The organism is Desulfuromonas sp. CSMB_57, from assembly GCF_020194955.2.
In the GTDB taxonomy this organism is placed as follows: domain Bacteria; phylum Desulfobacterota; class Desulfuromonadia; order Desulfuromonadales; family Syntrophotaleaceae; genus JAFCIY02.
On the sequence record NZ_JAFCIY020000045.1, the window covers coordinates 39486 to 60742 of the forward strand.

The following is a 21257-nucleotide window of genomic DNA, read 5'->3' on the forward strand; positions in this document are numbered from 1 at the left end:
TTTGAGCCCCGGCCTCCACCTTTCCATCCGGCCTCAATCCCCTTCCCGCCAGAGCAGTTCCTGTTTTTCCAACTCCAACATGCGATCGCGCAATTGGGCGGCCCGCTCGAACTCCAGTCCGGCGGCAGCGCGCAACATCTCCTGTCGAACGGCCTCGATGTCCCGACGCAGGGCATTGGCATCGCCGTAGGCGGTCAGTTCTTCGGCAACCTGCGGCAGTTGGACATAATCGTGCTGGGACAGATCCTCGAGGATGGAACGCAGGGACTTTTTAACCGATTGGGGGGTGATGCCATGGGTCGCGTTGAACTCCAGCTGTGCCGTCCGGCGGCGTTCCGTTTCATCGATGCAGGCGCGCATGGAGCGGGTGATCTGGTCGGCATACATGATGACACGGCCGGCCACGTTGCGCGCCGCCCGACCGCAGGTCTGGATCAGAGAACGCTCAGAGCGGAGAAAGCCCTCCTTGTCGGCATCCAAAATGGCGACCAGGGCCACCTCCGGAATATCCAGCCCCTCGCGCAACAGGTTGATGCCGACCAGCACATCGAACAGACCCTGGCGCAAATCGCGAATAATCTGCATGCGCTGCACCGTGTCGATATCCGAATGCAGATAACGCACCCGAATGCCGATCTCCGCCAGGTAGTTGGTGAGTTCCTCGGCCATGCGCTTGGTCAAGGTGGTGACCAGCACCCGTTCCTCCGCAGCCACCGCACGACGAATTTCATCGATGAGATCGTCGACCTGAACCCGGGCCGGGCGCACCTCGATGGGCGGATCGAGCAGGCCGGTGGGCCGGACGATTTGTTCCACCACCACGCCGCCGGCCTGGGTCAGCTCATACTCGGCCGGCGTGGCCGATACATAGACTGTCTGGATCCCCTTGGCTTGAAATTCCTCGAAGGTCAGGGGTCGGTTGTCCAGAGCCGAAGGCAGCCGAAAGCCGTAACGCACCAGGGTTTCCTTGCGGGACCGATCGCCGCGATACATGGCCCCCAGTTGCGATACGGTGACATGGGACTCGTCGATGAACAGCAGGGCATCGTCGGGGAAATAATCGAACAGAGTCGCGGGTGGGGTGCCCGGCGCCCGGCCGTCCAAAAAGCGCGAATAATTCTCGATGCCCTGGCAATAACCCATCTCCTCGATCATCTCGATGTCGAACAGAGTGCGTTGTTCGATGCGTTGGGCTTCCAGCAGCATGTTCTGCCCGCGGAACCAGGTGATGCGTTCGCGCAGTTCGTCCTGGATTTCACGGATGGCCCGATCCAGGGTCGGCCGCGTGGCCACGTAGTGACTGGCGGGGAAGACGGCGGTGCGCGGCAGACTATCCAGTACCTGACCGCGCAGGGGATCGATCTCCTTGATGGCTTCGATCTCGTCGCCGAAAAATTCAATCCGCAAAGCCCGTTTCTCCTCGTAGGCCGGGAAGATCTCCACCGTATCGCCGCGCACCCGAAATGTGCCGCGATGGAAATCCACATCGTTGCGGGTGTACTGGATTTCCACCAGGCGCCGCAACAGGTCGTTGCGTCCCAGTTCCATCCCGGTTTCCAGGGATATGAGCATGCCGTAATAGGCTTCGGGCGAACCGAGACCGTAGATGCATGAAACGGATGCCACGATGAGCACATCGCGGCGGCACAACAGGCTGCGGGTGGCGCTGTGACGCAGCTTGTCGATTTCCTCATTGATGGCCGAATCCTTCTCGATGAAGGTATCCGTACTCGGCACGTAGGCTTCCGGTTGATAGTAATCGTAATAGGATACAAAGTATTCGACGGCGTTGTCGGGAAACAGTTCCTTGAATTCACCATACAACTGCGCAGCCAGGGTCTTGTTGTGAGCCAGTACCAAGGTTGGCCGCTGCACCTGTGCCACCACGTTGGCCATGGTGAAGGTTTTGCCGGAACCGGTCACGCCCAGCAGTACCTGATGGGAATCCCCCCGCCCCAAGCCGTCCACCAGTTCGGCAATGGCCTGCGGTTGATCCCCCTGAGGCTGATAAGTGGATTTGAGTACGAATCGGGCCATGCAGCCACCTTATCCCGAAATGCCCGTCAGAAACAAGACCGGTGACCCTAAGGATACTCGTAACCATTCAGCATCGTGGAGCAGAGGCTCGCCCCAGTCCGAGGGCCGCATGAACCCATGCAAGGGACTTGATGGTTGCCATCCGGGTGCCAGTCACCCTCGAAAAGTTGCCCCGAGCCCTGTGCTGAACCGTTATGGATACTCAATGATGACGACCTCTATGTGAAATCCTGGAATTTGCGCGAGGGCCTGGAAAATGGCCCAGGTTGCTATACACTTCAAAAGTTACTTAGAATTTCATTCAGAAAGGAATTTTCATGCACAACATGCTGGAGACCATCGCCGCCAACCCCTCCCTGCGGATTTTACGGCGAGCCCTGGAAATTGCCGGCCTGGAGGAACGCTTGACCATGACCGGGCCGCACACCTTTTTCGCGCCTTCCGATGCCGCCTTCGATCGTCTCAACCTGGAGGAGTTGCTGGTCGACCGACCCCGGTTGACGGAGATCCTGCGCTATCACCTGGTTTCGGAACAACGCCATACCCGCGAGTTGGATGTGGTCATCGTCGATACCCTGCTCACCGAACAGGGCAAAAGCCTGTCCGTCTATTTCGACGAAAACAACGTCATGATCGATAATGCGCACATCGTCGAAGGGAACATTGAATGCACCAACGGCCTAATCCATATCATCGACAACGTGTTTCTGCCGCAGCATTCCGGCTGGTATGAAACCCTGGCCTGAAAAACAGCCCAAAACGGAAAAAGGCGGCCTGAAGGCCGCCTTTTTCCGTTGATTACTATCTGAAAAAACTCAGTGCTCGGCAACACCGGACTAACGGCCGAGGGTTTTGAGTTTTTCCCGAGCCTGCTTGGTCTCCTCGGCCATGGGAAAGGTATCGACCAGCTTCTGCAAAAGGACACGAGCGCTCTGCCGATCGCCTAGGGCATCGAAGGATAAGCCCTGCTTATAAAGCGCGGAAGCGGCGCGCGGATGTTCGCCATGCTTCTGGATCACATCCTGGTACTGCAGAATGGCCTGCTCGTATTGCTTCTGGACAAAATAGGATTCCCCAATCCAGAAGGCCGCGTCCGGAGCCAGAGCATGGCCGGGGTGCTTCTGCAGGAAATCCTGTAGTTGCCGGCGTCCCTCCATCGGCTTTCCCTGTTTCCGGATCAGGTCCACCCCCTGCAGGTAAAAGGCCTCCGGCTGCTGAGGCGGCACGATGCCGGTGGTCGGGGCAGCCGTTGCTGCCGGGGCACCTCCCTGACGTTCCAGGGCTGCAATTTTCAGCCCCAGATCGTCTCGCACCAGGGCCAGTTCGTCGCGCAGTTCGCGGCCATCCCGGTTGAGATCTTCAAACCGGCCGCCGAGGGTCTGCATCTCCATGCGCAGGCTGTCCAGCCCGGCCTGCTGCTCGGCCTGGCGGCGGGCGAAATCGTCCAGGCGCTGCTGCATCTCCCCGCTCCGTTCATTCTGCTGGGCAACCAGGCTGCGCTCGGTGGCGGCCAGGCGCCGTTTCATTTCGTCCAGATCCCGCTCCACGGCCAATTGCCGCTGGGAGGGAATACAACCGGCCAGTATGGCCATCAGAGCCAGGCCGGGAAGGGCGACTTTAACGATTTTCACGGCAGCATGTCCTTGTAAAGACGGCAGGGCCGGTACGTCTGTTACCGGCCCTGCCTTGGGGTGCATGGATGGGAAATTAGCGGGTCACGAACTCGGCGCGGCGATTCAGGGCATAAGCCGCTTCGGTCCGGGCCGGATCCAGGGGCCGCTCTTCGCCATAGGAGATGACGCTCAGGCGATCGGCGGGAACGCCGAGGGACACCAGATAGTTCTTGGCGGCCAGGGCACGCCGCTCGCCCAGGGCCAGGTTGTATTCATCGGAACCGCGTTCATCGCAGTGCCCTTCGATCTGTACCTTGGCGGCGGGGTTGGCTTTAATCCAAGTGGCGTTATTGGCCAGAATCGCCTGGGCTTCGGCGGACAGGTCAAAACGATCGAAGCCGAAGTGGATGCGCTCCAGGGTTGCGACCTGAGCGGCGGCGGCAGCCTGATCGGCGGCGGCGCTTTCGTCCACGGCCGCCACGCCATAGCCGGGGCCCATGGCCTGCTCGGTCACGGGCATGGTCTCGGCAACAGCCGGCGCCGCAGCGGCAGCCGGGGCGGCCGTTTCATCGGGCTTGACCCGGCAGGCTGCGCAGCCGGAAGCCAGCAGAGCCACCAAGGCCAGCAAAACAAACCACTGTGCACGGAAGCCTTTAAATCCTTTTTTCATGTTTGCCACTCCTTTTTTGATGTGCGTTACCAACGGTTGACAACATTGCAAAAACCCGGCCCCGATAGGCAGCGAAAAGAAGCAGCGGCGGGGGAAAGCCGTGCCGACCCGATCCTGCTTCAGGGAGGTGGACTGGCATCATTATACTGAAGGCTTGGAAAAAAACAACCGCTTACCCCTTGCCCGGTGGCCCTGCCGCCCCCTCACGACAGGCCGCCTGCGGCATCGGACCGAGCTGGGGCCTTGTTACCAGGGCCCGGACCAGGCCGGATGCTGGCAACTGCCGCCGCCCGCCGAAATGCGCCGGTTTCCGGTGCCGTCCGCGCGCATGATGTAAATGGCGTTGCTGCCCCCCTGGTCGGAGGAATAGACCAGAAAGCGTCCGTCCGGACTCCAGCGCGGATGCTCCTTGGTGCCGGGGCCGAAGGTAAGACGCCGTTCATCGCTGCCATCGGGCTTGATGGTGTAGATATCGAACTGGCTGCCTTCCATGCGACTGAAAGCGATGCGATCGCCGTCGGGACTCCAGGCGGGCGTGGCATTGTAGCGTCCGTTCAGGGTCAGACGGCGCGGCGCACCGCCGCCGACCCCGACGATAAATATGTGGGGATTGCCCAGGCGATCGGAGACAAAGGCGATCTGATCCCCCTTCGGACTCCAACTGGCATCGACATCGATCCCCCAGTGATCGGTCAGACGCCGCCCCAGGCTGCCGTCCGTGCCGAGCAGAAACAACTCTGGATTCCCGACATGGGAGAGCGTGGCGGCCACCTGGCGGCCGTCGGGACTGTAGCGCCCGCTGATATTGAGGCCGGGGCGCGCGGAAAGGGGGACTTCCCGGCCGGAAGCAATGTCCTTGCGGTACAGATCGGGATTTCCGGCCTTGTAGGAGGTGAACAGCAACTCCCGGCCCCCCGGAGCGAAATCGGGGTTCAGGACGATGCCGCGATGGTTGGTCAACCGCACCGCATTGTGGCCGTCGACCTCCATCAGATAGAGTTCCTTGTGGCCGCTGGCATTGCTGATATAGGCGATGCGGCTGTCGAAAGGCCCGGCCTTGCCGGTCAGATCCTTGAGTACCTGGTCGACAAAGCGGTGGGTCATGCGCCGCAGATCCTGGCGGGTCCCGACAAAACGGCGACCGGTCAGCATGCGCCGGTTGACGACATCGAACAACCGCGCCTCCAGGATCAGTTGGCCGCCTTCCATGCGATAGGCGCCCTTGATGACCACTTCGCTGCCGAGCAACTGCCACTGGTTGAAGTCCACCTCGGCGCTGTTCAGCCCCAGGCGCTGGGCGTCGCTGAGGAAGGCCGCCGGATCGACAAAACTGAACAGTCCGGTCAGTTCCAGATCGAAGGTCAGCACTTCGTTGATTTCGCGAGCGATGTCGGCCGCCACGGGGCCGCCCTGGGGCAGAAAGGAGGTCAGGGCCAGGGAGATGGTCTGCTGGCCGGGAGCGCGGATTTCGATGGGGGCCGCCACCGCCGGGGCCGAAACGGCGCACAGGGTCAGGAGGGCGAACAGCAAATAGCGCATGAGGTCACTCCATCAGGTCCTTGAGGTTGAAAATTACCGGGATGTCCAGACGCTGGCCGGGCTGAAAGGGCAGTTCCCGGGACTTGAGGATGGCACGTCGCACCGACTCGTCAAAGGTCGCATCGCCCGAATCCTCCAGGAACCGGTAGTCGATCAGTCTGCCTTGCGCATCATAACTGACCCGCACCTGGGCTTCGAGATCGCGCCGCAGCACCTGATATCTGCCCAGGCTCCAGTTGGATTTCAGCAATTCCTGCAGCCACAGGGCCTGGCTGACGCCGGTCTGATTGCCGGTACCATCCGGCATCCCCAGAGGCGCGTCGCTGCGTCCGGTACCCGCCAGCCCGGCGATGCGCTCGGCCACCGCCGCCCGCTCCTGGTCGCGCCGCAGGCGCTCCATGGTCTGCTGCAGATGTTTCTGATCCGCGGCGGCATCGCCCTTGGCGGGGGCCGAGGTTTCCTTGGTCTTGGCCGGGGCCTCCTTGACCGGGGCGGTCCGGGAGACGGTTGGTTGTGGTTTCAAAGCCGGCGCCGCGGTTTTCACCGGAGCCGGTTCCGGCTGGGGCTGAGTAGAGGGTGGCTTTGGCGGAGTCGGTCTGGCCTGCCTGACGCCGCCGCCATCGGGCCGCCCCGCCTGGGGATTGGCCACCGGCAACTGGCTGAGATCGACATAATAGATCGGCGGCCGTTCCACTTCCGGCCGCGGCATGAGGCGGCCGGAAAACAAAATGGCCAGCCCCACGTGCAGGCCGACGGACAGCAGCAGCAGGTTGCTGAAGCGCGGTTCGGGGCGAAAGAATTGGCGCGGGAAATGGGGAGCGGGATCAACCATGAGGTTCCTTCCGACGCCGTCGGCGCCGGCTAGCGGCGCCGGCCGTCGGTTTCGGGAAGTTGGGAAACCATGCCCAGCTTTTCGATGCCGGCGCCCTTGATGGCGGCCATGACCTGCACCACCCGCCCGTAGGGCACATTGCGGTCCGCTTCGAGAAACACTTCCTGCTCTTCGCGACCAAGCATGATCTGCTGCAGCACCGGCATCAGTTTGTCCGGACTCGGCACCTGGGTATCGCCGATGCTGATGGCGCCGTCCTGCTGCACGGTGACCACCAGCGGTTCCTTGGCGGCCTGCAGGCCGGGCGAATCCGCCACCTCGGGCAACTTGACCTCGACCCCCTGAGTCAGCATGGGCGCGGTCACCATGAAGATGATCAGCAGCACCAGGGCCACATCCACCAGCGGGGTGACATTGATCTGAGCCAGGGTGCTGCCCGGCTTGCGGTTACGCTGCCCGATCTCCATCAGGGCCTCCGCAGCATGCGATCGACGATGTTCAGGAACTCCTGGCAGAAGTTGTCCATTTCACCGATCAACACGTTGACCTTGTTGAGGAAATGGTTGTAGGCCATGACCGCCGGGATGGCCGCCACCAAGCCGATGGCGGTGGTCACCAGGGCCTCGGAGATGCCCGGCGCCACTACCGCCAGGGAGGCGCTGCCGGTTTTACCGATGCTGTGAAAGGCGCTCATCAGCCCCCAGACGGTGCCGAACAGGCCGATGAAGGGCGCCGTGGAACTGGTGGTGGCCAAAAAGGTGAGATACTTTTCCAGCCGCGCGGTTTCCTGCGTGGTGGCGCGTCGCAGGGCCCGGGCGACGTTCTCCGCCTTGCCCAACTCCGCCGTCAGCACCGGCCCCTCGTCACCGTTGCGGGTGCGCTGGTCGCGCTGCAGTTCCTGATAGCCGTCGCGAAACAGCACCGCCAGAGGGGAGCCCGGGTAATGCTTCAGGCCCTGACTGATGGCATCGAACCGCCGCTTGTTCCAGAAGAACTGCAGAAACGCTTCCGAGTCCCGGGTCGCCCGACGGATGACCCGCACCTTGTAGAAGATGATGGCCCAGGATACGACGGAAAAATAAACTAGCAAGAGCAGGACCAGCTTGACCACCAGTCCAACGCTCGTAATCATTTCCAAAACGGCACCTCCCTGTTTATGCGACGGAAATTACCCGGCGATTATCATTTATCGGCGATTGCAAGTCAACCGTCTTGGCGCAGCGCAACGGACCGCGTCCGGCACCGGGCAGGGAAGAAAAGTAATTCCGCAGGGAAACCATAATGCAGCGCTGGAATCAGAAACTCGCGCCGTCAACGGCCGCCGGGCACGCCGGCCGGATCGCTGTCGGCCTCCGGCTCTCCCGGCAGAGGGGGCGGGTATTCGACCATGGCATAGGCCGAATGGTTGTGGATCGACTCAAAGTTCTCGCATTCCACCCGGAACCAGACGATCTCCTCGATGGATTTGAGCTTTTCCGTGACCGCCCGCACGATATCCTCGACGAACATGGGGTTGTCGTAGGCCTGCTCGGTCACCGCCTTTTCGTCCTCGCGTTTGAGGAGCGAATATACCGGGGCGCTGCCGCAGGCCTCCACCCAGCTGATAAGGTCCTCGATCCAAAGGAACTTGCGCATGCGGACCTCGACCCGCACGGCGCTGCGCTGATTGTGGGCGCCGCGCTCGCTGATCTCCCGGGAACAGGGACACAGAGCGGTGACCGGCACCTCGATGGCGAGAACGAAATCCCGCCGTTGGGCCAGGGTGCCGCGCAGCCGGCAACGGTATTCCATCAGGCTGCGGGCCCGGGATACGGGCGCTTCCTTCTCGATGAAATAGGGAAATTCCAGCTCGATGTGGGCACAGGTCGCCTCCAGGCGATCCTTCATCTCCTGCAGGATGCTGCCCATGTTGCGGATGGTGATTTCGCCGCGGTACTGGTTGAGGATCTCGATGAAGCGGCTCATGTGGGTGCCCTTGAAATGATGGGGCAGATCCACGTACATGTTGATGCGCGCTACAGTATGCTGCTCGACCTTGCTCTTGTCCATGACCACGATGGGGTAATGGATGTCCTTGACCCCGACCTGGTCAATGGCGATGTTGCGGGTATCCCGCTCCATCTGCATGTCCCGCATGTCGCTCATGAGCGTCTCCCCCCGGCATAGGGCACGGGATCTTCGATCCCGACCTCGGCAAAGCCTTTGAGACGCAGTTGGCAGGAATCGCAGGCGCCACAGGCCAGACCTTCCGGCGTCGGGTCGTAGCAGGAATGGGTCAGGGCGTAGTCTACGCCCAGCTCGAGCCCGCGGCGGATGATTTGGGCCTTGGTCAGATGCAGCAGCGGGGCATGAATGCGAAACCGGTCGTGGCCTTCGACCCCGGCCCGGGTCGCCAGGTTGGCCAGGTTTTCGAAAGCGGCGATGAATTCCGGCCGGCAATCGGGATAACCGGAATAATCCAGGGCATTGACGCCGATGAAGATGTCGAAGGCGCCCAGCACCTCGGCCCAGCCCAGGGCCAGGGACAGGAAGATGGTATTGCGGGCCGGCACATAGGTGACGGGAATCCGGTCATCCAGTTCACGTCCCTTGGGAACCTCCATATCCGCCGTCAGGGCGCTGCCGCCGAACTGGCGCAGGTCGATATCCAGCACCAGGTGCTCGGCGGCGCCGATGCGCGGCGCATACTCTCGGGCCTTGGCCAACTCCAGGGTATGGCGTTGGCCATAGGAAAAGCTCAGGGCATAGGGCGCGAACCCCGCCGCCCGGGCCTCGGCCAGGCAGGTGGTCGAATCCAGCCCACCGCTATATAGAACCACTGCTTGCTTGCTCATCCGCACCTCTTTTTCGACCGGCCGAGCCGACCGATTTTCAATGAACTTCGTAAAAATCGCCCGTGCCCAGGCGATGAACCTTCATCAGATTGGTGGTGCCGTGGGCGGCCACGGGACTGCCCATGGTAATCACCACCAGATCGCCCTTCTGCAATACCCCGGCCGCCAGCACCGCTTCTTCCAGGGAGTGAATCTGCGACTCCGTATCGCCGGCAAAATCGACCCGGATGGAGCGTATTCCCGAATAGAGGGCCAATCGCCGCCGCACCGAACGGGACGGCGTCACTGCGTAGACGGGAATGCCCGGCCGAAAGCGGGATACCATGGCCGCCGTCGAACCGGTCTGGGTAAAGGCGAGGATGGCGGCCGCGCCGATGATCTCCGCCGTGCGGCAGGCCGCTTCGCCGATGGCGTCGGCCAGGCTGCGCGGCCCGTCGGTGGCAAAAAAGGTATTGAACAGTTGTCCCCGCAAAGCCGGATCGCTCTCGACGCTGTGTGCCACCCGATCCATCATGGCCACGGCCGCGGCCGGATATCGCCCCACCGCCGTTTCGCCGGAGAGCATCACGGCATCGGTGCCATCCAGAATGGCATTGGCCACGTCGGAGGTTTCGGCCCGGGTCGGCCGGGGATTGACAATCATGCTCTCCAGCATCTGGGTGGCGGTGATGACCGGTTTGCCGGCCGCCTGGCATTGCCGAATGATCCGCTTCTGGATCAGCGGCACCTGTTCCGGGCTGACCTCCACGCCCAAATCGCCACGGGCCACCATGATGCCATCGGCAGCTTCGAGAATGGCCGCAAAATCCTCCACCGCCTGGGGCTTTTCGATTTTGGCAATGACCGGCAGAGCGGCGCCGGCATCAAGCAGCAACTGCTTCAATTCCAGGACATCCGCCGCCCTCCGGACAAAGGAGAGGGCCAGGTAATCCACGCCCTCCCGAACACAGAACAGGGCATCTTCCCGATCCTGCTCGGTAATGGCCGGGGCCGCCTGTCCGCCTCCCGGCAGATTGACCCCCTTGCGGTCCCGCAGCAGGCCGCCGACAAGAACGCGGCATCGAACCTGCCCGGCCTGCACCGCCTCGACCTCCAATTCCAGCAGACCGTCATCCAGAAGGATGCGGGCTCCGACTGTCGCCTCGTCGGACAGGTGCGGATAGCGCACCGGCACCACATCCTCCTCGCCGACGACCTCGGCGGTGGTCAGCACCACGGTCTGCCCCGAGGTCAGCAGCAATTCGCCGCCCCGCAGGGTGCCGACGCGGATCTTCGGTCCCTGCAAATCCCCGAGAATGGCCAACGGCAGTTGCCGCTCGCGGCTGAGATCGCGAAGGCGTTGGATCACCACGGCCTTGTCCTGGCGGTTGCCGTGGGAGAAATTGAGCCGGAAGACCTCCGCCCCGGCCTGCAGCAGGGCCGCCAACTGTTCCCGGCTCTCACAGGAAGGGCCTACGGTGGCGATGATCTTGGTATGACGGAACATGCGAACCTCCGCAGCCGTGATCGGGGGAAATCCTCAGGCCGGTCCAAGAAGAGCCGCCCGGATAAAATCCGCAACGGCAAAGACCCTGTCCATGGCGGTCCAGGGTCCCCGATCCCATCGTTGCAAGATATGAAACTTCGGCGCAGCAGGGCACCGGTCAGTGATGAAAACGTCCGAGGCGCTCGGTATGGGCCCGACTGGGGCTCTTATGACAACGGAAACAAGGCTCATCCACCAGCTTCTGCTGCTGGATGGGCGCCTCTTCCGCCGGCAGCACGGAGGTTTCCCGCTGCCAATGGTAGCGCCCCGTTTCATCGCCCAGGATCACCGGGCTGACGGTCACCTGCCAGTTGGCGGAGATGGGCAGGGTATGGCACTGATCGCAACCCCCGGGAGGCGGGATGGCTTTCCAGGTGGTGAACATGGCGCAGCCGAGTATCACGGCCGCGGCCGGCAGCAGAATCCACAGCCATTTTCGCATGCAAAGCTCCATCCTTGCGGTGTTACCGATAACATCAGGAATACCAGGACTATAACACAGGACCCGTGGCAGGCCAATGTGAAATACCCCTGGAGTCCATCAGAAAACCCCCAGGATTGGCAAGGAGCGAAAAATCGTCACGGGAGCCTGAAAAAATTTTTGCTTGTGCTATTCTAGGTTCCGAGCGGCCAAAATGGTGCGAGCCACCTGAAATGCCGGCGCCAAAGGTGTGGTCAGGGCCGACCACCATAGCCACAAAATAGAACAGTCACTTAAATTTTGTTACAAAGAGAGCCAAACTTGAACATTCGGACAGAGGAGATATGGCTCAATCGGGCGCTTCATCCTCATTAAGCAGGGTAACGCGCAGAGCATTGCTGGCCGAGAAGACGCTGGCACTGTATTTGCGTACGAGTAGAACAGCTGTTTATTTGCTCCATCCGAACCACCGGTGCAGACTTTTCGGGTTTCTCTCCAGGAAAAGAAACCTTTGGGATCATGACCATTTTTAAAGTTTGATTTTTTCGAAAGCTGTTGCATCAGCCTGATGCTGTCAGCACAAATGGGGTGGATAAGGCAGCCTGCCAGTTCTTTGCCAATCAACCTGTTCCCCGGCCGCGCCGCAGGGTCTCCACCGGGTAGGAGATTCACCGGCACCGAGCGGCACCGCAATGCGGCTGTAATGTGTGGTTACAGTTGGGGAGCGGGCGACTTGCCGAAAAGTCTATCGGCGCAGCACATGCTGCGAACGAGGATAGTATGGGGGCGAGTCGCATGTAACGCGCGACGATCATCGGGATCGGGGCGCGATGTAATCCACGGCAGGCGCATATGTGGCATTCCCTGGCTCGCCAGGGAGTAAACTTCGTTGTTCAACAACGGATTAAAAGGGAGGAAGATTCGATGACACCTGCACTTCTGGTCATGATCAGCATGATGTGGATTCCCCTGGGCATGCTTTTCCTGGGTCAGGGCGACGCCAAATCGAGCGGCTTTGTTACCGGCCTGGCCGGCATCCTGACGCTCATCGGCGCGTTTTACCAGGCGGCCCAGGCCGACCTGCTGACCGCTTCGGCCCTGTTCGTATTCGGCATGCTCTACCTGCAAGTTTCCCATGCCCTGCTGGCCGGCGTTTCGGATATGCGCACCGTCGGCTGGGGCGCGGCCGTGGTCGGCCTCGTCTGTCTGCTCATTGCCCTGATCATCGGCAGCGGCTATCTGTTCTTCATGTTCATCACCTTCGTCATCCTGTGCCTGGCCGTGTTCCTCAACTGCTACGGCAAACTGTCCGGCAAAATTGTCGGCTGGATGCTGATCATCCTGGCTCTGATCTGCCTCATCTACCCCGGCTATGCCCTGATGGGCCACTTCGGTGGGCTGCCCTTCTGATTCCGGGTCTGATTTGTTGATGCAAAAACCCCGTCTCCTTGGAGGAGGCGGGGTTTTTTAATGGATCAAACCAGCGAAAAATTTTGGCCTATGGGCATTACAGCCTTATCACCCCTCCGGCCCAGGTAAAGCCGGCACCAAAGGTGACCAGGCCGACCAGGGAGCCGGGACCGATGCGCCCGTCCCGGCGGGCCTCGTCAAACGCGATGGGGATGGACGCCGCCGAGGTATTGCCGTAACGATCGACATTGACGTAGGTCTGAGCCTCCGTGAGGCTCAGGCGCTTGCCCAAGGCTTCGATGATGCGCAGATTGGCCTGATGGGATATGACCAGGTCCAGATCCTTCACCGCCAGGTCGGCCCGCTTGAGGGCCTCCTTCATGGCCCGGCTCATGGCCACCACCGCGTGCCGGAACACCTCGCGGCCTTCCATGCGCAGAGTGTGAAGCTTTTCTGAAACATTTTCCACCGTCGGCGGGTTGATGCAGCCGCAGCCGGGGTTGTACAGCAGATCGCTGTAGGTGCCGTCGCTGCCCAGGAAGGTCGACAGGATTCCGGCCTCATCCGTGGAGGGGCCGAGCACCACGGCCCCGGCGCCGTCGCCAAACAGCACGCAGGTATTGCGATCCTCCCAGTTGACCATGGAAGTGAGGATTTCGCCGCCCACCACCAGGGCATGGCGATAGGTGCCGGTGCGAATCAGGCTGTCGGCCAACTGCAGAGCGTACAGGAACCCGGAGCAGGCCGCGGATACGTCAAAGGCCGCCGCGTTGTCCGCCCCGATAAGGCGCTGGATGAAACAGGCCGTGGCGGGAAATTTCATGTCGCCGGTGACCGTGGCCAGGATGATGACGTCGATATCCTCGCTCTTCAGTCCGGCATCCTGGATGGCGATCCGGCTCGCCTCGGCGGCCAGGTGCGACAGGGGTGTGCCCGGCTCGACGATGTGCCGCTCACGAATGCCGGAGCGTTCCAGTATCCATTCGTCGGTGGTATCGACGATTTTTTCCAGATCGGCATTGGTCAGGATGCGCTCGGGAACGTATCGGCCGCTGCCAAGGATTTTGCTGCGCGTGATGTCGTTCATGCTGGCCACCTCATAGGTCATTTTGAATGCAAACTCGCTGAAAATAACATGTTTGTCCCCGCTCCTCAAGGGAAAGATCCCCCTGCGTCGACACAGCCCGCAAACCGGAAACGTTTCAGCCCATGGCGTCCTTCCAGGCCAACAGCCCGTGCATAATCATCTCGATGGCAAAGGTACCCACCACCAGGGCCGTGATGCGGCCGGCGATGTCGATGTAGCGTTGGACGATTTCCTCATTGCGCTGGCGCACGAAATCATGCAGCCGCTTCAACAGCATCATCACCGTGACACTGAGGGTGACCGTGGCCAGGATGGCCAGCACGGCCCGCAACGGAGTCAGGCGCTGGCCGATGACGATGCAGGCGCCGATGGTGCCGGGACCGATCATCAGCGGCATGGCGATGGCCCCGGCGATGTACCGCGACTCGCCGCGCAGACCCTGGATGGCGGCGTTGCCTTCGAACACGAAACGCAGGCCAATGAGCAGAAAAACCACCCCGCCGAAAACTTGGAAAGAAGCGAATTCCGCCTGCAACACCTCGCGAAACAGCATATCCCCGAGCAGGGCGGCCACGGCAAACACCGCGGAACTGATCAAGCCGGCCCGGACCACCACCCGGGCAAAGGTCGCCGCCGGCAGTTTTTCGAACACGTCGAGCAGATACACCACCAGCAAAAAGGGATTCAACAGCATGAACAGCAGGGCCGCGGCACTGAAAAATTCAGTCATGACTCCTTCCCCGGCAAAGACGGAATAGTGTCTCTGCCCGAAAAAACGCGGATTCGGTACGTTTCATTCAGACCAGGTACGAACAGCAATAGTCCACGACCACCGGCACCCGCAGGGAAAACTTGGCACCCGCCGGAACTTCGAACTGCTGTCCGGCCGCAAACGTCTGCCAGCTTTTGCCGCCCGGCAGCAATACGTCCATTTCGCCGGCCAGAATTTCCATGATCTCCGCCGCCTCCGTACCAAATTCGTACTCGCCGGGCAGCATGATGCCCAGGGTCTTTTTGGATCCGTCGGCAAACAGCACGCTGCGGCTGGTGACTTTGCCGTCAAAATAGATATTGGCCTTCTTGACCACCGTTACATTGTTGAATTCCGTCATGTCGATCCCTTTCCTGATGTGGATGCAGTGGCATTATGAACGAATCAGTCTCATCATCCATGGGCGGGAAAGGAATGTCAAAGGACTTTTTCCCGACGGCGGTGAATGCCCGCCACCTTGCCGGACGTTGACAAACGGCTCCGTCGTGTAAGATTGACAGAACAGGGGGACGCCTCTCAGACGGCAGGGCAGGCGTCCTCCATTCATCATCCTTTTGGAGGGTTCGGAATGAAAGAATGGCTGCTCGACCTGTTGATCTGCCCTGCCTGCCTGCCCGCCGAGCACTCGTTACGGGCTCGGGTTGATGACCGGCAGCGAGACGACATCCTGGAAGGCCGGCTGACCTGCTCTGCCTGCGGCGCCCATTATCCCATTTGCTCGGGCATCGCCTTTCTTGAACCGCACCGATCAGGGCCGCGGCCGGAATCCAAGTACGAAACCGCGTCGGTGCTGTCCTCCTATCTGTGGAGTCATTACGGGGATCTGTTGCCGGATCCGGAAGCTTCGGACGCCTACCGCGCCTGGGCCGAGTTGCTGCGGGATAGTTGCGGTACGGGCCTCGACCTGGGATCGGCCGTCGGCCGCATGAGCTTTGAAATGTCCCGGTTTTGCGAACGGGTGGTGGGTATCGACAACTCCGTGGCCTTCATCCGCACCGCCCGGGAGTTGCTGCAAACCGGCCGCAAAACCTTCGACCTGCGCCTGGAAGGCCTCCTGACAGAACCCGTCACCGTGATTCTGCCCGAAACCTGGTCACGGGAAGGAGTGGAATTCATCGTCGGCGACGCCCTGGCCCTGCCGTTTCGCGGTGCCGGCTTCGCCAGCCTGGCATCCCTCAATCTCATCGACAAGGTTCCCCTGCCCCTGCAACACCTGCGGGAAATGAACCGGGTGGCGCGGGCCGAGGGGGCGCAACTGCTCCTCTCCGACCCCTTTTCCTGGTCCACCGACGCGGCGTCCGAAGCGGATTGGCTGGGGGGCAAACCGGCAGCGCCCTATGCCGGCCGAGGTCTGGACAATGTGTGCGAATTGTTGGCGGGTCGGGACCAACATCTGCAACCCGCCTGGCGCATCGCCGGGCAGGGCCACGTATGGTGGAAAATCCGCACCCACAGCAACCATTTCGAGTTGATTCGCAGTTGCTATGTCAAGGCCGGCCGCTGAGGCCGCAAGCCTCGCCGCCTCGGCCCACCAGGGAAAGGACCCGGCATGAAACGAAACACCGTCTGTCGTCTCTGTTCCTCCTGTTGTCCGGTGGAAGTCGAGGTGTCCGACAACCGCCTGCTGGCGGCACGACGCCGATCCCCGCTCCCGCCGGAGCAGCAGTGGCCCTGCCCGAAACTGGCGGCGGCGGCCCGCATCACCCATGCCCCCGAGCGCCTGCGGCGTCCCCTGCTGCGGGCCGGGGGCCGTCGGGACGGAACCTGGCGGGAGGTCGACTGGAACGAGGCTCTGGATTGGGTTGCGGAGCGGTTCCGGCATTTCCGGTCCCGACATGGCGCCGAATCCGTCTGCTGGCTGCGTGGCATGGCGGCGGACTGGGGTGCCCCCTGGGATTATGTCAACCGGTTGATGAATGCCTTCGGCTCGCCCAACACCATCGGCAACGGCTCGGTCTGCCATGTGGCGCGGGAGATGGCCCACACCTATACCTACGGGGCCATGACCCTGCCCCAGGCGCGGGACGCGCGCTGCATCCTGGTCTGGGGCAAAAACGACATGAACACCAACCCGCCGGCTTGCGACGCCATCCTCGAAGCCTGCCGGCAGGGCACCAAACTCATTGTGGTCGATCCGGTGCGCACCGGCCTGGCGGAGCGTGCCGATCTCTGGCTGCCAATCAAGCCCGGCCACGACGGTTTGCTGGCCATGGCCATGATCCACGAGATCCTGGCTAACGACCTGCACGATGCCGCCTTCGTGCGCGACTGGACCTTGGGTCTGGAGGACTTGCGCCGTACCGCCGCGTCCTTCACTCCGGAGGCGGTCGCCGAGGCACTGTGGCTGCGGGCCGAGGACATCCGCGCCGCGGCCCGCATGTACGCCACCACCGCCCCGGCCTGCATCATCGACGGCAACGGCCTGGACATGCAGCTGCAGGTCTTCCAGGACACCCGCGCCGTGTGCCTGCTGCGCGCCCTGACCGGCAATCTCGACCGACCCGGCGGCGACCTGTTGCCGCAACCCGTCCCGACCCGCAACCTGCAACTGCGGGAGCGCCTGCCGGCGGAGCGGGCGCCCATAACCAGCGCCTACCCGCTGTTCAACCGCTTTCACTCCAACTGGGGTCTGCATGCCCAATCCTGCATCCCGGACGCAATCCTCGACGGCCGCCCCTATCCGGTGCGCATGCTGGTGGTGCAGTCGGGCAATCCCGCCGTGACCATGGCCGATTCCGGTCGGGTACGCGAGGCCCTGGCCAAGGTCCAATGCCTGGTCGTCATCGACCCGTTTTTGACCCGCACGGCCGCCTTCGCCGACGTGGTGCTGCCGGCCTGCGGCTGCTTTGAAAAAACCCAGCTCAACCGTGCCGCCCTACGCCACAACCGTGTGGTGCTGCAGGATCAGATCCTGCCGCCCATCGGCGACAGCCGCCCCGATTGGTGGATTATCTTCGAACTGGCCCGGCGCCTGGGCCTGGAACGGGAGTTCCCCTGGACAACCGTGGAAGAAGCCATCGACGAACAACTGCAACCGGCCGGCATCACCGTTGCCGACCTGCGCCGTCATCCGGAAGGCCTCAGCGTCGCCGAGACGGCCTTTCAGAAATTTCTGCAGCGGGGTTTTGCCACCCCGTCCGGCAAGGTGGAGCTCTTTTCCGCCCGCCTGGCTGAAGCCGGGCATGCGGGCGTTCCCTACGACGATGGCTGGCCGGCGGATCCCATCGGCTTCGCCGATCAGGCGGCGGAACTGCCCTGGATCGGCATCAGCGGTCCCCGCTCCGGTCGTTTCACCCATTCCCAGTTTCACCGCATCCCCGACCTGCTGAACGACGAGCCGGAAGGCCGGGTGGACATCCATCCCCAGGATGCCGTGCAACAGTGCATTGTCGACGGCGACCTGCTGCGGATCAGCACTCCAAGGGGCGAGCTACGGCTCAAAGCTCGCATCTGGGACGGCGTGCCGGTCGGCGCCCTGCTCATCGGCTGGGGCTGGGGGGAAACGGACCCGGCGGGCAATCTCAACGATCTGACCGACGATCATCGGCGCAACGCCGTCACGGCCACCCCTTCGAGCCGGACCTTTTATTGCCGCATGGAAAAAGTGCTGCCGTCGCCGCCGGCTTGACCCAGCTCCACCCAACCGCGTTGGATTTTCACTCCACGGTCAGAAACTTGCGCAGCGGCAGCAGTTGCAGAAAGAAGGGAATGCTGTAGGTGGCGGCGAAGGTCGCTTCCACCGGTCCGAAAAACTGGCTGCTGAAGGCCAGGATGAGGATGTAGTTGGGGAACACGGTGCAGACCATGGCGGTGGTGCGGAAGGGGGGAGCCTGACGCCGAAAGACCAGCAAGCCGAGGGCCATGATCACGGCAGTCAGCAGGCAGCCGGCCAGCCAGGCCTCCAGGGCCAGGCCCGGATTGTCGCGGAAATAGCCGGAGTAGCGGGAAAAAACACCGACATTGGTGACGGCGATGGAGAGCATGGACAGGGGCAGGGTGCGACCGCTCAACCAGCGCGTCGGCCCCGGCAGCCAGCGGGCCCAGGCGCGCCCCATCAGGGCCGGGATGAAGATCATCATGGCCAGCATCCGGATCATGGCGGCCAGATCCACCTCCATGACCTCCCCGGACAGCAGCGCCACCAGGGGTGGCAGGGTAAAAGGCAGCGCCAGGGAGGAGAGGATCACCACCGCCGCGGTCAGCACCACGTCGGCCGCCAGCAGGGCCGCCATGAAGGGCGACAACACCGCCGACGAGGCTCCGCCCATGATCAGCGCCGCCAGGGCATAGCGCGGCCAAAAAAGGCGAAACAGCAGCCAGGAAATCAGGGGCAGTGCCACCAGCTTGGCCACCAGCAGGCGGATCGTCGGCCACGGTGCCTGCCGGGCATGACCGACCAGCCGGCCCAGATCGATGGTCAAAAACGACAGAAACAGCAAAAACATGACAAAGCCCATGGGCGCGTATTTCAGGGGTTCGGCCCATTGCGGCACAAACACCCCCGCGGCCATGGACGAGAAGGTGATCAAAAGCAGCAGCAAATCCTGGCGACGAAACATGCGATATCCTTGGGCAGGCAGGGGATGAATTGTGCCAGGCAGCCGAGCTGAGGCGGACGACGGGCACGCCTTCCCTTAACACAGTTGGGGCCAAAGCGCAATCGGCCCGCAGCACCCCTGGGGCCGGGGCGCGAGGCGGTTCAGCCTTCCCAGAACAGGTAATGAGGGTTTTCCGCCAGAAAATCCAGGCATTCCTCCAGGGTCCCGGCGAAATGGATATGCTCCCAGCGTTCGCGATGGGCGAAATACTCCATGCGCCACTGTTCGGGCCGGTCCGTGGGGATCAGCCGGGCGAAACATTCTCCGCCCTTGGAGAGGTGCAGTTCCGGTCCGGCGATGGTAATCTCAAAGGCAGACAGTTGCGGATCCCGGCCGGCGACCTCCCGGGCTTGCTTGAGGTTGGCTTTCATCTGGGCCTCCTTTGCACAGAGAAAAAGGCATAAATTACCGACTGCCGCTTGCAGCAGCCTGCATGGTCAATTATAAAGGAAAATCGTTCTCGGCGCCGGGAGTGCCGGCCAATCCCGGCCCAAAACCAGAATTGGCTTGACTTGACTACCCGGTCAAGGTAGAAAATTGCTGTAAAAACAGTGAGGTAAAGATCCAATGCCGGATATTCGCGAGGAAGTCAAAGACCTGCTCATCGGTCTTAAAATCCGCCGTCTGCGCCAGGAGCGGCGCATGACCCTGCAAAACCTGTCCGAGGCCACCGGACTGTCCAAGCCCCTGCTGTCCCAGGTCGAGAACGAGCAGGTCATCCCCCCGCTGGCCACCCTGCTGCGCATCGCGAAGGCCCTCAAGGTGGGTCTGCACACCTTTTTCCAGGAAGAGAGCAGCGCCGAAAAGTGCGTGCTGGTGCGCGCCGGCGAAGGCCAGCGGGCACAAAGCGGGGCCGCCCTCCGCGGACGCCGCCAGAGCCCGTACCACTATCTGTCCCTGGCTTACGGCAAGAAGCAGCGCAATCTCGAACCCTTCCTCATCGATTTCCAGGTTCAGCCCTGGCATGACGAATTGCTGGTCAATCACGATGGCGAGGAGTTTCTGTACATTCTCGAAGGGCAGGTGGAGTTCCATTACGGTACCCAGGTCATGACCGTGGGCCCGGGGGATTCCCTGTATTACGATTCCAACGAACCCCACGGTTTTATCGCCCTCGGCAGCGGACCGGCACGGGCCGTGGCGGTGCTTTATTCCAAGGACTAAGTGCCCCGCCCGCGCACATCGACAAAGGAGATCAGCCCATGAAAAAGATAGGCGTACTGCTTTCCGGTTGTGGCGTCTACGACGGCAGTGAAATTCATGAAGCGGTCATCACCCTGCTGGCCATCGACCGGGTCGGAGCCGAAGCGGTCTGCATGGCTCCGGACATGGGTCAGGTCCAGGTGGTCAACCATTTCAGCGGCCAGACCGAGGAGCGGGAAGGTCGCAATGTCCTGGTGGAAGCGGCCCGCATCGCCCGCGGCAAAATCGTCGACATCGCCACGGTGCAGATTCACGAAATCGACGCCCTGGTATTGCCCGGCGGTTACGGTGCGGCCAAGAATTTAAGCGACTTCGCGACCAAAGGCGCCGCCTGCAGCGTCCACCAGGAGGTCGAGCGACTGGTCAGGGCCATGGTGGATGCCGGCAAGCCGGTGGCCGGCATCTGCATCGCCCCGGCGGTGCTGGCCCGCATTCTCGGCGATCGCCGTCCGCGCCTGACCATCGGCAACGACGCGGATACCGCCGCGGCCCTGGCGGTCATGGGCTGCGAGCACGTGAACTGCGGCGCCGAAGAGGTGGTGGTGGACGAAAAGAACAAGCTGGTGTCCACGCCGGCCTACATGCTGGCGGCCGGCATCGCCGAGGCCGCCGTGGGCATCGACAAGGCCATCCAGACGTTGCTGGCGCTCATCTAAGCCCGGTGTCTTGCTGCCATCGCCCAACAACCCGGAAGCCAATAATCCGGCGCACTTGAC

General features: G+C 62.1%; 22 protein-coding genes. 6 read left to right on the top strand and 16 right to left on the bottom strand.

What is annotated here, in order from left to right; genetic code table 11:
* Positions 1-33 precede the first annotated feature (33 nt).
* Positions 34-2037, bottom strand: a complete 2004-nt coding sequence (uvrB, locus tag JQN68_RS12580) for an excinuclease ABC subunit UvrB (protein WP_225072474.1) — start codon at positions 2035-2037, stop codon at positions 34-36.
* A gap of 317 nt (positions 2038-2354) precedes the next feature.
* Between uvrB and JQN68_RS12585 the strand changes: the two genes are divergently transcribed.
* Positions 2355-2783 carry a fasciclin domain-containing protein gene (locus tag JQN68_RS12585; RefSeq protein WP_225072475.1) on the top strand — a complete coding sequence of 143 codons (429 nt, stop codon included), beginning with the start codon at positions 2355-2357 and terminating at the stop codon, positions 2781-2783.
* A 90-nt stretch (positions 2784-2873) separates the two neighbouring features.
* Here JQN68_RS12585 and ybgF read toward each other — a convergent pair whose 3' ends face one another.
* The 10 genes from ybgF to JQN68_RS12635 all read right to left on the bottom strand — a co-directional run bounded on the left by ybgF (position 2874) and on the right by JQN68_RS12635 (position 11492).
* On the bottom strand, positions 2874-3668 hold the full coding sequence (ybgF, locus tag JQN68_RS12590) for a tol-pal system protein YbgF (RefSeq protein ID WP_225072476.1): 795 nt from the start codon (positions 3666-3668) through the stop codon (positions 2874-2876).
* A gap of 76 nt (positions 3669-3744) precedes the next feature.
* Positions 3745-4320, bottom strand: a complete 576-nt coding sequence (gene pal, locus JQN68_RS12595) for a peptidoglycan-associated lipoprotein Pal (protein WP_225072477.1) — start codon at positions 4318-4320, stop codon at positions 3745-3747.
* Positions 4321-4566: 246 nt separating this feature from the next.
* The gene (gene tolB / locus JQN68_RS12600) at positions 4567-5859 is read right to left on the bottom strand and encodes a Tol-Pal system beta propeller repeat protein TolB (protein ID WP_225072478.1); all 1293 of its coding nucleotides are present in this window, start codon (positions 5857-5859) and stop codon (positions 4567-4569) included.
* Between the two features lie 4 nt (positions 5860-5863).
* On the bottom strand, positions 5864-6691 hold the full coding sequence (gene tolA / locus JQN68_RS12605) for a TonB family protein (RefSeq protein WP_225072479.1): 828 nt from the start codon (positions 6689-6691) through the stop codon (positions 5864-5866).
* A gap of 29 nt (positions 6692-6720) precedes the next feature.
* The gene (gene tolR / locus JQN68_RS12610; RefSeq protein WP_225072480.1) at positions 6721-7158 is read right to left on the bottom strand and encodes a protein TolR; all 438 of its coding nucleotides are present in this window, start codon (positions 7156-7158) and stop codon (positions 6721-6723) included.
* Complete coding sequence (gene tolQ / locus JQN68_RS12615; protein WP_225072481.1) at positions 7158-7829, bottom strand: protein TolQ; 672 nt, start codon at positions 7827-7829, stop codon at positions 7158-7160. The genes tolR and tolQ overlap by 1 nt, the downstream gene beginning before the upstream one ends.
* Positions 7830-8002: 173 nt before the next feature.
* Complete coding sequence (gene folE2, locus JQN68_RS12620; RefSeq protein ID WP_225072482.1) at positions 8003-8836, bottom strand: GTP cyclohydrolase FolE2; 834 nt, start codon at positions 8834-8836, stop codon at positions 8003-8005.
* The gene (queC, locus tag JQN68_RS12625; RefSeq protein ID WP_225072483.1) at positions 8833-9525 is read right to left on the bottom strand and encodes a 7-cyano-7-deazaguanine synthase QueC; all 693 of its coding nucleotides are present in this window, start codon (positions 9523-9525) and stop codon (positions 8833-8835) included. The genes folE2 and queC overlap by 4 nt, the downstream gene beginning before the upstream one ends.
* 37 nt (positions 9526-9562) lie before the next feature.
* A complete protein-coding gene (gene pyk / locus JQN68_RS12630; RefSeq protein WP_225072484.1) occupies positions 9563-11011 on the bottom strand; it encodes a pyruvate kinase in 1449 nt (482 codons plus the stop codon).
* 157 nt (positions 11012-11168) lie between these two features.
* A complete protein-coding gene (locus tag JQN68_RS12635; RefSeq protein WP_225072485.1) occupies positions 11169-11492 on the bottom strand; it encodes a cytochrome C in 324 nt (107 codons plus the stop codon).
* 903 nt (positions 11493-12395) lie between these two features.
* Between JQN68_RS12635 and JQN68_RS12640 the strand changes: the two genes are divergently transcribed.
* Complete coding sequence (locus JQN68_RS12640) at positions 12396-12881, top strand: AmiS/UreI family transporter (RefSeq protein WP_225072486.1); 486 nt, start codon at positions 12396-12398, stop codon at positions 12879-12881.
* Between the two features lie 97 nt (positions 12882-12978).
* On the opposite strand, the gene JQN68_RS12645 is transcribed toward JQN68_RS12640, so the two are convergent.
* From JQN68_RS12645 to ppnP, 3 genes are all read right to left on the bottom strand, one after another.
* Complete coding sequence (locus tag JQN68_RS12645; RefSeq protein ID WP_225072487.1) at positions 12979-13968, bottom strand: beta-ketoacyl-ACP synthase III; 990 nt, start codon at positions 13966-13968, stop codon at positions 12979-12981.
* A 115-nt stretch (positions 13969-14083) separates the two neighbouring features.
* A complete protein-coding gene (locus JQN68_RS12650) occupies positions 14084-14698 on the bottom strand; it encodes a MarC family protein (protein ID WP_225072488.1) in 615 nt (204 codons plus the stop codon).
* Between the two features lie 67 nt (positions 14699-14765).
* Positions 14766-15080 carry a pyrimidine/purine nucleoside phosphorylase gene (gene ppnP, locus JQN68_RS12655; RefSeq protein WP_225072489.1) on the bottom strand — a complete coding sequence of 105 codons (315 nt, stop codon included), beginning with the start codon at positions 15078-15080 and terminating at the stop codon, positions 14766-14768.
* Between the two features lie 228 nt (positions 15081-15308).
* Here ppnP and JQN68_RS12660 point away from each other — a divergent pair, with 228 nt between their 5' ends.
* The gene (locus JQN68_RS12660) at positions 15309-16244 is read left to right on the top strand and encodes a class I SAM-dependent methyltransferase (protein WP_225072490.1); all 936 of its coding nucleotides are present in this window, start codon (positions 15309-15311) and stop codon (positions 16242-16244) included.
* 45 nt (positions 16245-16289) lie between these two features.
* Positions 16290-18368, top strand: a complete 2079-nt coding sequence (locus JQN68_RS12665) for a molybdopterin-containing oxidoreductase family protein (protein ID WP_225072491.1) — start codon at positions 16290-16292, stop codon at positions 18366-18368.
* Between the two features lie 28 nt (positions 18369-18396).
* Here the strand turns inward: JQN68_RS12665 and JQN68_RS12670 are convergent, their stop codons facing one another.
* Complete coding sequence (locus JQN68_RS12670; RefSeq protein ID WP_225072492.1) at positions 18397-19299, bottom strand: bile acid:sodium symporter family protein; 903 nt, start codon at positions 19297-19299, stop codon at positions 18397-18399.
* Between the two features lie 140 nt (positions 19300-19439).
* Positions 19440-19709, bottom strand: coding sequence for a DUF3024 domain-containing protein (locus JQN68_RS12675; RefSeq protein WP_225072493.1), 270 nt, complete (start codon positions 19707-19709; stop codon positions 19440-19442).
* Between the two features lie 196 nt (positions 19710-19905).
* Between JQN68_RS12675 and JQN68_RS12680 the strand changes: the two genes are divergently transcribed.
* Positions 19906-20502 carry a helix-turn-helix domain-containing protein gene (locus JQN68_RS12680; protein WP_225072494.1) on the top strand — a complete coding sequence of 199 codons (597 nt, stop codon included), beginning with the start codon at positions 19906-19908 and terminating at the stop codon, positions 20500-20502.
* A 38-nt stretch (positions 20503-20540) separates the two neighbouring features.
* Entirely contained in the window at positions 20541-21197 is a 657-nt protein-coding gene (gene elbB / locus JQN68_RS12685) for an isoprenoid biosynthesis glyoxalase ElbB (protein ID WP_225072495.1), read from the top strand.
* Positions 21198-21257: the final 60 nt, after the last annotated feature.

Excerpts from the sequence above, each read along its gene's own strand:
- elbB (WP_225072495.1), top strand. The coding sequence starts at position 20,541 with ATGAAAAAGATAGGCGTACTGCTTTCCGGTTGTGGCGTCTACGACGGC.
- JQN68_RS12665 (WP_225072491.1), top strand. The coding sequence starts at position 16,290 with ATGAAACGAAACACCGTCTGTCGTCTCTGTTCCTCCTGTTGTCCGGTG.
- JQN68_RS12675 (WP_225072493.1), bottom strand. The coding sequence starts at position 19,709 with ATGAAAGCCAACCTCAAGCAAGCCCGGGAGGTCGCCGGCCGGGATCCG.
- tolA (WP_225072479.1), bottom strand. The coding sequence starts at position 6,691 with ATGGTTGATCCCGCTCCCCATTTCCCGCGCCAATTCTTTCGCCCCGAA.
- JQN68_RS12640 (WP_225072486.1), top strand. The coding sequence starts at position 12,396 with ATGACACCTGCACTTCTGGTCATGATCAGCATGATGTGGATTCCCCTG.
- pal (WP_225072477.1), bottom strand. The coding sequence starts at position 4,320 with ATGAAAAAAGGATTTAAAGGCTTCCGTGCACAGTGGTTTGTTTTGCTG.
- JQN68_RS12635 (WP_225072485.1), bottom strand. The coding sequence starts at position 11,492 with ATGCGAAAATGGCTGTGGATTCTGCTGCCGGCCGCGGCCGTGATACTC.
- ppnP (WP_225072489.1), bottom strand. The coding sequence starts at position 15,080 with ATGACGGAATTCAACAATGTAACGGTGGTCAAGAAGGCCAATATCTAT.
- JQN68_RS12680 (WP_225072494.1), top strand. The coding sequence starts at position 19,906 with ATGCCGGATATTCGCGAGGAAGTCAAAGACCTGCTCATCGGTCTTAAA.
- pyk (WP_225072484.1), bottom strand. The coding sequence starts at position 11,011 with ATGTTCCGTCATACCAAGATCATCGCCACCGTAGGCCCTTCCTGTGAG.
- JQN68_RS12585 (WP_225072475.1), top strand. The coding sequence starts at position 2,355 with ATGCACAACATGCTGGAGACCATCGCCGCCAACCCCTCCCTGCGGATT.
- JQN68_RS12650 (WP_225072488.1), bottom strand. The coding sequence starts at position 14,698 with ATGACTGAATTTTTCAGTGCCGCGGCCCTGCTGTTCATGCTGTTGAAT.
- JQN68_RS12670 (WP_225072492.1), bottom strand. The coding sequence starts at position 19,299 with ATGTTTCGTCGCCAGGATTTGCTGCTGCTTTTGATCACCTTCTCGTCC.
- tolB (WP_225072478.1), bottom strand. The coding sequence starts at position 5,859 with ATGCGCTATTTGCTGTTCGCCCTCCTGACCCTGTGCGCCGTTTCGGCC.
- JQN68_RS12645 (WP_225072487.1), bottom strand. The coding sequence starts at position 13,968 with ATGAACGACATCACGCGCAGCAAAATCCTTGGCAGCGGCCGATACGTT.
- folE2 (WP_225072482.1), bottom strand. The coding sequence starts at position 8,836 with ATGAGCGACATGCGGGACATGCAGATGGAGCGGGATACCCGCAACATC.
- uvrB (WP_225072474.1), bottom strand. The coding sequence starts at position 2,037 with ATGGCCCGATTCGTACTCAAATCCACTTATCAGCCTCAGGGGGATCAA.
- queC (WP_225072483.1), bottom strand. The coding sequence starts at position 9,525 with ATGAGCAAGCAAGCAGTGGTTCTATATAGCGGTGGGCTGGATTCGACC.
- JQN68_RS12660 (WP_225072490.1), top strand. The coding sequence starts at position 15,309 with ATGAAAGAATGGCTGCTCGACCTGTTGATCTGCCCTGCCTGCCTGCCC.
- tolR (WP_225072480.1), bottom strand. The coding sequence starts at position 7,158 with ATGGAGATCGGGCAGCGTAACCGCAAGCCGGGCAGCACCCTGGCTCAG.